The sequence below is a fragment of the Pseudomonas pudica genome (genome assembly GCF_015680405.1).
In the GTDB taxonomy this organism is placed as follows: domain Bacteria; phylum Pseudomonadota; class Gammaproteobacteria; order Pseudomonadales; family Pseudomonadaceae; genus Aquipseudomonas; species Aquipseudomonas pudica.
The window spans coordinates 248336-259034 of the sequence record NZ_JADLJS010000003.1; the positions used below are offsets into that span (position 1 = coordinate 248336).

Below are 10699 nucleotides of genomic sequence, written 5' to 3' on the forward strand. Positions count from 1 at the left end.
CAGTACCTGTGGGAGCGGGCAAGCCCGCGAAGAGGCCGGTACAAGCAAAAACTTTCCAGAAGCCTGAACACCGAGCGAACAGACAATGCCAAACCATTCACTCCAGATCGCCCCCACCCTGCAGCGCTTCATCGAAGACGAAGTGCTCCCCGGCACCGGCATCGAAGCCCCCACCTTCTGGCAAGGCTTCAGCAGCCTGGTCCACGACCTCGCACCGCAAAACCGCGCCCTGCTCGCCGAACGCGAGCGCCTGCAAGCAGAACTGGACAACTGGCACCGCCAGCACCCCGGCCCGATCCGTGACATGGCCGCCTACCAGCACTTCCTGCAAGGCATCGGCTACCTGGTCGAGCCCCCGGCAAGCGTGCAGGTCAGCACCCGCAACGTCGACCGCGAGATCGCCGTGCAGGCCGGCCCGCAACTGGTGGTGCCACTAAGCAACGCCCGCTACGCCCTCAACGCCGCCAACGCCCGCTGGGGCTCGCTGTACGATGCCCTGTACGGCACCGATGCCATCGCCGAAACCGATGGTGCCGAACGCGGCCAGGCCTACAACCCGCAACGCGGCGCCAAGGTGATCGCCTATGGCCGGCAGTTCCTCGATACCTCTGCCCCGCTCGACGGTGCGTCGCACAACGACGCCAAGGCCTACGCGATCAACCAGGGCATGCTGCAGGTAACCCTGGCCGATGGCCGCCAGGTCGGCCTCAGGCAGCCCGCGCAACTGCGTGGCTACCAAGGTGAGCCGAACACGCCAACAGCGATCCTGTTGCAGCACCACCAACTGCATTTCGAAATCCAGGTCGACCCGGCCAACGCGATCGGCCAGCAGGACGCGGCCGGGGTCAAGGACATCCTCCTGGAAGCCGCGCTCACCACCATCATCGACTGCGAGGACTCGGTAGCTGCCGTGGACGCCGACGACAAGGTCAACGTCTACCGCAACTGGCTGGGCCTGATGAAGGGCGACCTCAGCGAACAGGTCAGCAAGGGCGGCAGAACCTTCGAACGCACCCTGGCCGAAGACCGCCACTACCACGGCGCAGACGGCCAGCCACTGACCCTGCCGGGCCGCTCGCTGCTGTTCATCCGCAACGTCGGCCACCTGATGACCAACCCGGCCGTCCACGACCGTGATGGCCAGGAAATCCCGGAAGGCATCCTCGATGCCGTGGTCACCAGCCTGATAGGCCTGCATGACCTCAAGCGCCGTGGCAATTCCCGCGAGGGCAGCCTGTACATCGTCAAGCCGAAGATGCACGGGCCGGCCGAGGTGGCCTTTGCCGACCAGCTGTTCGGCCGCGTCGAAGCCCTGTTGGGCCTGCCCGCACACACACTGAAGATGGGCATAATGGACGAGGAGCGGCGTACCAGTGTCAACCTCAAGGCCTGCATCGCCAGCGCCGCATCACGGGTGGTGTTCATCAATACCGGCTTCCTCGACCGCACCGGTGACGAGATGCATACGGCCATGGAAGCCGGTGCCATGCTGCGCAAGGGTGACATGAAAGGCAGTACCTGGATCCAGGCCTACGAGCGCAGCAACGTGCTGGTAGGTCTGGCCTGTGGCCTGCGCGGCAAGGCGCAGATCGGCAAGGGCATGTGGGCCATGCCCGACCTGATGGCGGCCATGCTCGAACAGAAAGTCGCCCAGCCCAGGGCCGGCGCCAACACCGCCTGGGTGCCCTCGCCCACAGCCGCGACACTGCATGCGCTGCACTACCACCAGGTGGATGTGGCGGCCGTGCAGCAAACGCTGGAACAGGTTGACCTGACTGCCCAGCGCGCCGAATTGCTGCAGGGTCTGCTCAGTGTACCGGTCAGCCCCGAGCGGCCCTGGAGCGCAGCCGACATCCAGGCCGAACTGGACAACAACTGCCAGGGAATCCTCGGTTACGTGGTGCGCTGGGTCGAGCAAGGGGTCGGCTGCTCCAAGGTACCGGATATCCATGACGTGGGGCTGATGGAAGACCGCGCAACCCTGCGGATTTCGGCGCAGCACATTGCCAACTGGCTGCACCACGGGGTGGTCGATGCCGAGCAGGTCGAAGCGACCTTGCAACGCATGGCCGGCGTGGTCGACCAGCAGAATGCCGGGGACCCGGCTTATCGGCCGATGGCCGCCGGTTTCGAGGCATCGCATGCCTTCCGCGCTGCGCGGGAGCTGGTGTTCAAAGGGCGGCAGCAGCCCAGTGGCTATACCGAACCGTTACTGCATGGCTGGCGCTTGCGCTTCAAGCAGGAGGTCGGGCGCTGAAGCTGACAGGGGCCGCTATGCGGCCCCCACTGCATGAAAACAGGTGGCATTCCGGCACCTTCAGAAATTTCCTATTCGGCGCTCGGAAGCGTCCTACTTGTTGCCTCTGCCCTCGGAAAACATGATCGGCACTGGATGACGCAAGGTAGCGATCCAGAGGAGGTTCCGCATGCACCTGTACGCCCGCCCCACTGCCGAACTGCGCAGCACCCTGCGCGAACTGCTGGCCCATGACATGAACAACCCCGATGACGACCCGCACCTGTCGGGGGTGATGTTCTTCTGCGCTACCGATGAACGCTCCCGCCAACTGATCGAGCGTATAGAGTTGCTGGCCAGCGAGTTGTTCTTCGACCCGAACGGGCGGGCCATTACCGAGCATATGAAAGCGGCGGCGGTGGAAGGCGTGCGCATCAAGCGCAACCGCAAGGCGCCGGTGGACGAGACGGTGATACGTATCGCGCTGGCGGACAAGGGCTACATCACGGTGAGCACTGCCCGGATCTGAGTTTGCGCTGGCTTTCTGGGGGTGCTTTGCACCCCATCGCGACACAAGGCCGCTCCCACAGGACATCACAGACTTTGAATGCAGCGCTGTACCTGTGGGAGCGGCCTTGTGTCGCGATGGGCCGCAAAGCGGACCCATGCCCTTCCCCGGCCAATCCGCTATCCTGAGCACTTCCCCGCTCCGGACCGCTCCATGGAACTGCACATTCGCCTGGAAGGCCGCAAAGGCCTGGCCGACCAGCTTTACCAGCAACTGCGCGCCGGCATCGACAGCGGCCACCTGGCCGCCGGTACCCAACTGCCGCCAAGCCGCCTGCTGGCAGAGCAGTTGGGTGTGTCGCGCAAGACCGTGTCCGAGGCCTATTCGCGGCTGACCTACGACAACCTGCTGAGCGGCGTGGTCGGCCGGGGTACCTTCATCACCCCGCGCCAGCCGCTGCGCAGCAGCGAGTCGAGCGCCATTCCCCTGGCCGCTGCCGCGTCGCTCGAGCGCTGGCAGCAGCGCGCCACCGTGCTGAGCCAACGTCAACTCGAGGCGCCCTCGCGTTACGACTTCATCGGCGGGGCCTCGAGCAAGGCGCAGTTCCCGTTCGACCAATGGCGCAGCTGCCTGAACTATGCCCTGCGCCGCAGCCAGCGCCACCCCGAGCGACAGTTCCCCGCCCAGGGCCTGCCAGACCTGCGCGAAGCCATTGCCCATCACATCGCCTACGCCCGCGGCGTGCACTGCAGCGCCGCCGACCTGCTGGTGTGCAACGGCGCCCAGCAGGCTCTGGACCTGATCGCCCGGGTACTGGTCGAGCCGGGTTGCCAGGTGGCCATGGAAGACCCGGGCTACCCGCCGGCGCGGCAACTGTTCCTGGCCCTTGGCGCGCGCCTGCAATCGGTACCGGTGGACGATGAAGGCCTGTGCGTGGAGCAGATCGCCGACGGCACCCGGCTGATCTACGTGACGCCCTCGCACCAGTTCCCGCTGGGCATGCCGATGAGCGAGCCGCGCCGGCACGCCCTGCTGGCACGGGCCGCCGAGCTGGGTGCGTTGATCATCGAAGACGACTACGACTGCGAGTTCCGCTACCACGGGCCAGCCGCGGACGCACTGCAGCGCCTCGACCGCCACGGCCTGGTGGCCTATGTGGGGACCTTTTCCAAGACCTTGCTGCCCGAGCTGCGCCTGGGCTACGCCGTACTGCCGCCCGCCGTGTTGAAGGCCGCTTGCGTGGCCAAGCATCTAAGCGACTGGCACAGCCCGACCCTGTTGCAGTGGGCACTGGCGCGGTTTCTCGGCGAAGGCCACCTGAACAAGCACATCCGCCGTTGCCACGAGGTCTACAGCGCCCGTCGCGAACGCATCCTCGCGCGGCTGGGCGGCGACCTGGCACCGTGGTTCAGCGCCATCCCCGCCAGCGCCGGGTTCCACCTCAGCGCCCTGGCCAAACCTGGGGTCGATGTCGAGCTGCTGGCCAACCTCGCACGCAAGGTGGAGGTGGGCCTGTACTCGCTGGCACCGTTCTTCAGCCAAGTGCCAGTGCGCCCGGGGCTGTTGCTGGGCTTCGGCGCCATCGAACTGCTGGACATCGACCCGGCGCTGGACCGGGTGCGCGACACCCTGCAACGCCTCAGTTGACCTGCGCGGCCTTGCCCGCCGCTACCGGGCGGGCAATGGCCGCGGCATAACCGCGTGGGTTGAAGCACGCGGTAACCAGCAGCATTGCCACCACGGTCACGGTCAGCAGCGTCCACGAAGCCTGGAAATCACCACTCATGTCGCGCAACCAGCCCGTGACGTACGGCACGATGCCGGTGATGATGAAGCCGATGCCCTGCACGAACGCCGCCAGGCTGCCAGCCTCGGCAGGTGTCTTCAGGTGCTCCAGGGTCAGCGTCAGGCTCTGGCTGAAGCAGGCGCCCAGGCCGAAACCGATCATCGCCACCCAAACCCCCGAAGCCAGCGTGGGTACCAGCAGCAGGCCTAGGAATCCCACCAGCTGGATCGCCAAGGCCAACCACAGGCCCGGGCGCCGGTCTGCCCAGCGCCGCAGCAACAGCGGCAGACCCAGTGCGCCAGCCACCTGGAATATGGTCATCAGGCCCACCAGGTCGGCACCGCCCTGGGCGCTGCCGCCATGCTCGATGTGATAGGCCGGCAACCAGGCCACCATGCTGGTGTAGCCGCCGTTGATCAAGCCGAAGTACAGCGCCAGCAACCAGGCCCGGCGCGTGCCGAACCAATGACCGCCGGCGGCACCGGCCAGCCTCGGCGCTTGCTGGCGTGGCCGCAGCACGGCCCAGGCCAGCACCGCCAGCACCGCCGGGATCGCCCACACGCCCAGGCCGACCTGCCAGTGGCCGAAGTAGCCACTGATGTGCGGCCCGAGCACGGCGGCCAGGCCGCCGCCGCTCATCAGCGCTGCCGAATACAGGCCCATCGCCCCCGCCAGGCGGCTGGGGAACCAGCGGTTGACCAGCCCCGGCATCATGCCCTGCACGACCGCCACGCCCAGGCCGGCGACCACCGCACTGGCAATCAGTGCCCAGGCGCTGTCCAGTTGCAGGCGCCACAGGCAGGCCAGGGCGATGGCAGACAAGCCAGCGAGCATGCCGCCATGTTCGCTGATCCAGCGCCGCAACCAGGGTTGCAGCAGGGGCACCAGGCCCATGCACAGCACCGGCAACGCCGTCAGCAAGGCCGCCTGCTGGTAACCCAGGCCAGTGCTGGCGCGCATGGGTTCGAGCAACGGGCCGATGCTGGTCAGGATCGGCCGCAGGTTCACTGCCAGCAGCATGACCAGCAACAGGTTCAATGCCGCTCTCATTGTGCGTTGGCCTGTTTCCATTCAAGGTACAGACCGGCTTCGCCGCTGGGTTTCAGGGCGCGCAGCGGCAGGCTCTGCTGCTGGGGCGGGCGGGCCATCTGCGCGTATACCGTCGCGGTGGACAAGCCATAGGGTTCGCCCTCGGCGTTGTCGTAGGCAAACCAGGCCCGCTCGATGCCGCACAGGTGCATGGCCGCCAGGCACATCGGGCACGGGTGGCCGCTGGCGTAGATTTCGGCACCATCCAGGCGCGCCTGGCCCAGGGCGTGGCTGGCCTTGCGGATGGCCTGCATCTCGGCGTGGGCGGTCGGGTCCTGGGTGTTGTGGATCTCGTTGACCGCACGTGCCAGCACCTGCCCCTGGTACACCAGCACGGCGCCGAAGGGCCGGCCACCAGCCTTGATGTTGGCGCGGGCCAGGTCGAGCGCTTCGCGCATGTAGCGTTCTTCGGACATGAATCGGTTCTCCTGTTGCAAGACCTGGTCATTATCCGGGCTTGGGCGGCCTGGCAGAAATGAAGAGATTGGATGCCTGTCAGTGGTCTCCCAAATGGCCGATTGGCCTCCAGCTCATGTGCGTGATTGGCTATCGGGGAGGCCAACGTGCGGCGCTACAGTAGCGCCATCCCCACCCCACACCCTTTGGAGACAGCCATGCACAACCGTATCGAATGGGCCAAGCACGCCCCCGAGGCCTACAAAGCCATGGTCGGCCTGGAGCAGGCCCTGGCCAAGAGCGGCCTGGAGAATTCCCTGCTGGAACTGGTGCGCCTGCGGGCCTCGCAGATCAACGGCTGCGCCTACTGCGTCAACCTGCACGCCAACGACGCGCGCAAGGCCGGTGAGACCGAGGCGCGCCTGCAGACCTTGTGCGTCTGGCAGGAGACCGCCTACTTCACCCCGCGCGAGCGTGCTGCTCTGGCCTGGGTGGAGAGCCTGACCCGGCTGCCCGAGCACGGCGCGCCGCAGGGGGAATATGAAGCCTTGCAGGAACACTTCGAGCCGGCCGAGGTGGCCAACCTGACCCTGGCAATTGCCACCATCAATGCCTGGAACCGCTTCGGGGTCGGGTTTGCCATGGTGCCGGCCTGATCATTGATCGGTAGCCTGTACCGGCCTCTTCGCGGGCTTGCCCGCTCCCACAGGGATCGCACAGGGCCTGAAAGCTGTGCTGCACCTGTGGGAGCGGGCAAGCCCGAGAAAGGGCCGGTGCAGGTGAACGCTACCGCCCGGCCAACCGCGCCCGGTAGCTGCCGGGGCTCTGCCCGGTCCACTTCTTGAACGCCCGGTGAAACGCACTGGGCTCCTGGAACCCGGTCTGCTCGGCAATCTCGGCAATGCTCAGTTCCCCTTCGCGCAACCGCTCGAAGGCCATTGCCCGGCGCACCTCGTCCTTGATCTGCTGGTACGAACGCCCCTCCCGCTCCAGCTGGCGACGGAAAGTGCTGGCACTGATCCCCTGCTGCTGCGCCAGCGCCGCCAGGGTCGGCCACTGCCCATAGCGCCGCGCCCGCAGGTGCCGGTACACCTCGGCCACCAGCCCGTTCTGGTTGCGAAAGCGAATCACCAGCCCCTGCGGCGCGCTGCGCAGGAAGGTTTTCAGGGCCGCCAGGTCCTGCACCACCGGCAGGCGCAGGTAGGCGCTGTCAAATTCCACCTCGGTGCGCCCGCTGCCCAGGCGCAGGTCCGGCCCCCACAGCAGCAGGTCGTCCTCCTGGGCCGGGCGCGACACCGCCAGCTCGGTGCGGTCGATGGCGATCCGCCGCCCGGCCAGCCAGCACAGCATGCCGATCATCAGCACCAGGTAGGTTTCCTCGGCATACACCCGGGTCAGCGGGTCGGCGATGCTCGACTGCACACTGATCAGCGCCCGCCCGCCACGCAGCGTCAGGCTGCCGCGCAAATCGCGCAGGAACAGGCCAAAACCGCCCATGCACTGGCGCAAGGCCTTCTCCAGGTTCGGCTCCAGGATCAGGCCCCGGCAGATCAGGGCGAAGCTGCCCGGTGGCATGCCATGGCTGTCGAGGCGGAAGAACTCGTCGTCCAGGTGCTGGATCATCGCCAGCCACAGCTGGGCGAAGGCCTTGGCCGGTACACGAGCCTGGGGTTGCTCGAGCAGTTGCGGGTCGATGCCCACCGCGCGCAGCTGCGCATCGCGTTCGGCGGGGCAGTCGCGCAGGGCGTGGAGCATGGCATTGAGGAAGTACACGGCGACCGAATCGCTATCGCGCATGGCGGTTTTCGCTGTCTATGCTGAGTGGCAAAAAGTGCCAGGTTGTCTGAACAGTTCCGGCATAGGCTGCAACAGAGCCTTTGCCTAGACTCGGTCCCACTCCGGGATCGCCGGCCATTCTCGCAGAGCCTGGCCCGGTCCCGCCATGCCTTCGCAATCGGAGCCCCTATGAGCAGCGCAGAAATCTACGTCGTCAGTGCCGTCCGTTCAGCCATTGGTGGCTTTGGCGGTTCCCTCAAGGACCTGCCGCTGGCCGACCTGGCCAGCGCCATCACCCGTGCCGCCATCGAGCGCTCGGGCGTGGCCGCCGAGCAAGTCGGCCACCTGGTGATGGGCACGGTGATCCCGACCGAACCACGTGACGCCTACCTGGCCCGCGTGGCGGCAATGAACGCCGGCATCCCCAAGGAAACCCCGGCATTCAACGTCAACCGCCTGTGCGGCTCGGGCCTGCAGGCCATCGTATCAGCGGCACAATGCCTGCTGCTGGGCGATACCGATGTGGCCGTGGCGGCGGGCGCCGAATCCATGAGCCGTGGCCCGTACCTGCTGCCGCAGGCACGCTGGGGCGCTCGCATGGGTGACCTGCAAGGCATCGACTACACCGTCGGCGTGCTGCAGGACCCGTTCGAGCACTTCCATATGGGCATCACTGCCGAGAACGTTGCGGCCAAGCACGGCATCACCCGCGAAATGCAGGACGAACTGGCCCTGACCAGCCAGCGCCGCGCCGCCCGCGCCATTGCCGAAGGCCGCTTCGCCAGCCAGATCGTCCCGCTGGAACTGAAAACCCGCAAGGGCAGCGTGCAGTTCAGCACCGACGAGCATGTGCGTGGCGAGGTGACCGCCGAACAACTGGCAGGGATGAAGGCCGTGTTCAAGAAAGACGGCACCGTTACCGCCGGCAACGCCAGTGGCATCAACGACGGCGCTGGCGGCCTGGTACTGGCCAGTGGTGATGCGGTGCGCCGCCTGGGCCTGAAACCGCTGGCACGCCTGGTGGGCTATGCACATGCCGGCGTGGAGCCTGAACTGATGGGCCTTGGCCCGATCCCGGCCACCCGCAAGGTGCTGGAGAAGACCGGCCTCAAGGTGCAGGACCTGGACGTGATCGAGTCCAACGAAGCCTTCGCCGCCCAGGCCTGCGCCGTGGCTCGCGAACTGGGCTTCGACCCGGAAAAGGTCAACCCCAACGGTTCGGGCATTTCGCTGGGTCACCCGGTGGGCGCCACCGGCGCGATCATCGCCACCAAGGCCATCCATGAGCTGCAGCGCATCCAGGGCCGCTACGCCCTGGCCACCATGTGCATCGGCGGTGGCCAAGGCATCGCCGTGGTCTTCGAGCGCGTCTGAGGGAGACTGACACATGAGCATTGAACAGATTGCCGTGATCGGCGCCGGCACCATGGGCAACGGCATTGCCCAGGTGTGTGCGGTGGCCGGCTACCAGGTGCTGTTGGTGGACGTTTCCGACGCTGCGCTGGAGCGCGGCGTGGCCACCTTGAGCAAGAACCTCGAGCGCCAGGTCGGCAAAGGTACCCTCGACGCCGACAAGGCGGCAGCCGCCCGCACCCGCATTCGCACCAGCACCGACTACACCCAGCTCAGCAGTGCGCAGATGGTGATCGAGGCCGCCACCGAGAACCTGCAGCTCAAGCAGCGCATCCTGCAGCAGGTGGCTGCCAACGTCGCAGCCGACTGCCTGATCGCCACCAACACCTCGTCGCTGTCGGTCACCCAGCTGGCGGCCAGCATCGAGCACCCCGAGCGATTCATCGGCGTGCACTTCTTCAACCCGGTGCCGATGATGGCGCTGGTCGAGATCATTCGCGGCCTGCAGACCAGCGACAGCACCTACGCCCAGGCGCTCGTGGTGACCGAAAAGGTCGGCAAGACCCCGATCACCGCCGGCAACCGCCCGGGGTTCGTGGTCAACCGCATCCTGGTGCCGATGATCAACGAAGCGATCTTCGTGCGCCAGGAAGGCCTGGCCAGTGCCGAGGATATCGACACCGGCATGCGCCTGGGTTGCAACCAGCCGATCGGCCCGCTGGCCCTGGCCGACCTGATCGGCCTGGACACCCTGCTGGCAATCATGGAGGCCTTCCATGAAGGCTTCAACGACAGCAAGTACCGCCCTGCCCCGTTACTCAAGGAAATGGTCGCGGCCGGTTGGCTGGGGCGCAAGAGCGGCCGCGGTTTCTTCACCTACTGAGGAGCGAACGCCATGCCCCCGGTCAATGCCGCGATGCGCTGTGCCAATTTCGAAGAGCGGCGTGACCGGGCCATGGCGCTGTTTGCCGAAAAGGGCTTTGGCCAGGTCAGCATGCGCGAGCTGGCAGCCCATGTTGGGCTTACCGCAGGCTCGCTGTACCACCACTTTCCCAGCAAGCAGGACTTGTTGTACGACCTGATCGAGGAGTTGTACGAGGAGTTGCAGGCCACCCTGGACCAGGGGCGGCGGGCCATGGCACGCGGGGCGTCGGCGCTGAGCAGCCTGATCGCCGCACATTGGCAGCTGCATGCCGAACGGCCCATGCAGTTTCGCCTGGCAGAGCGCGACTTCTGTTGCCTGAGCGAAGACCAGCAGGCACGCCTGGCCTTGTTGCGCAAGCGCTATGAGGCGGGGTTGCTGAGGTTGATCGCACCGCAGGCGAAGTTGCAAGGGGAGGCCCTGGTGGCCACGGCGCATGTGGTGGCGACGCTGCTGAACCAGTTGCCGGGGCTGTTGAAGGCCTTGCCTGAAAAACAGGGGCTGGGGTTGATGGAAAGCATGCTGGTGGGTGGGCTGGAGCGGACACTGCGCTAGTCTGTTCGGGCCCTTTCGCGGGTAAACCCGCTCCCACAGGAACTGTGCAAACCTTGAGACTTGCACAGTTCCTGTGGG

General features: G+C 66.4%; 10 protein-coding genes. 7 read left to right on the top strand and 3 right to left on the bottom strand.

Going from position 1 to position 10699, the window contains the following annotated elements:
• The first annotated feature begins 85 nt into the window (after positions 1 to 85).
• From IRZ77_RS04155 to pdxR, 3 genes are all read left to right on the top strand, one after another.
• The gene (locus tag IRZ77_RS04155) at positions 86 to 2257 is read left to right on the top strand and encodes a malate synthase G (protein ID WP_046615200.1); all 2172 of its coding nucleotides are present in this window, start codon (positions 86 to 88) and stop codon (positions 2255 to 2257) included.
• A gap of 169 nt (positions 2258 to 2426) precedes the next feature.
• Complete coding sequence (locus IRZ77_RS04160) at positions 2427 to 2765, top strand: hypothetical protein (protein WP_046615199.1); 339 nt, start codon at positions 2427 to 2429, stop codon at positions 2763 to 2765.
• 192 nt (positions 2766 to 2957) lie between these two features.
• Complete coding sequence (gene pdxR, locus IRZ77_RS04165; RefSeq protein WP_046615198.1) at positions 2958 to 4391, top strand: MocR-like pyridoxine biosynthesis transcription factor PdxR; 1434 nt, start codon at positions 2958 to 2960, stop codon at positions 4389 to 4391.
• Here pdxR and IRZ77_RS04170 read toward each other — a convergent pair.
• Complete coding sequence (locus IRZ77_RS04170) at positions 4384 to 5580, bottom strand: cyanate transporter (RefSeq protein WP_085599219.1); 1197 nt, start codon at positions 5578 to 5580, stop codon at positions 4384 to 4386. The two genes, pdxR and IRZ77_RS04170, sit on opposite strands and share 8 nt — an antisense overlap.
• The gene (locus tag IRZ77_RS04175; protein WP_108481492.1) at positions 5577 to 6035 is read right to left on the bottom strand and encodes a nucleoside deaminase; all 459 of its coding nucleotides are present in this window, start codon (positions 6033 to 6035) and stop codon (positions 5577 to 5579) included. Before IRZ77_RS04175 ends, IRZ77_RS04170 begins: the two co-directional genes overlap by 4 nt.
• Before the next feature lie 198 nt (positions 6036 to 6233).
• Here IRZ77_RS04175 and IRZ77_RS04180 point away from each other — a divergent pair, with 198 nt between their 5' ends.
• A complete protein-coding gene (locus IRZ77_RS04180) occupies positions 6234 to 6671 on the top strand; it encodes a carboxymuconolactone decarboxylase family protein (RefSeq protein ID WP_025338700.1) in 438 nt (145 codons plus the stop codon).
• A gap of 130 nt (positions 6672 to 6801) precedes the next feature.
• On the opposite strand, the gene IRZ77_RS04185 is transcribed toward IRZ77_RS04180, so the two are convergent.
• A complete protein-coding gene (locus IRZ77_RS04185; RefSeq protein ID WP_108481490.1) occupies positions 6802 to 7812 on the bottom strand; it encodes an AraC family transcriptional regulator in 1011 nt (336 codons plus the stop codon).
• Positions 7813 to 7980: 168 nt separating this feature from the next.
• On the opposite strand from IRZ77_RS04185, the gene IRZ77_RS04190 reads away from it, so the two are divergent.
• From IRZ77_RS04190 to IRZ77_RS04200, 3 genes are read left to right on the top strand one after another with little or no spacing between them, the layout of a single operon-like run.
• Positions 7981 to 9165: an acetyl-CoA C-acyltransferase family protein gene (locus IRZ77_RS04190; RefSeq protein WP_046615194.1), complete on the top strand. Its 1185-nt coding sequence runs from the start codon at positions 7981 to 7983 to the stop codon at positions 9163 to 9165.
• A 13-nt stretch (positions 9166 to 9178) separates the two neighbouring features.
• Positions 9179 to 10027 (top strand): 3-hydroxybutyryl-CoA dehydrogenase, encoded by an 849-nt coding sequence (locus IRZ77_RS04195; RefSeq protein ID WP_046615193.1) that lies wholly within the window; start codon positions 9179 to 9181, stop codon positions 10025 to 10027.
• A gap of 12 nt (positions 10028 to 10039) precedes the next feature.
• Entirely contained in the window at positions 10040 to 10621 is a 582-nt protein-coding gene (locus IRZ77_RS04200; RefSeq protein WP_196172989.1) for a TetR/AcrR family transcriptional regulator, read from the top strand.
• Positions 10622 to 10699: the final 78 nt, after the last annotated feature.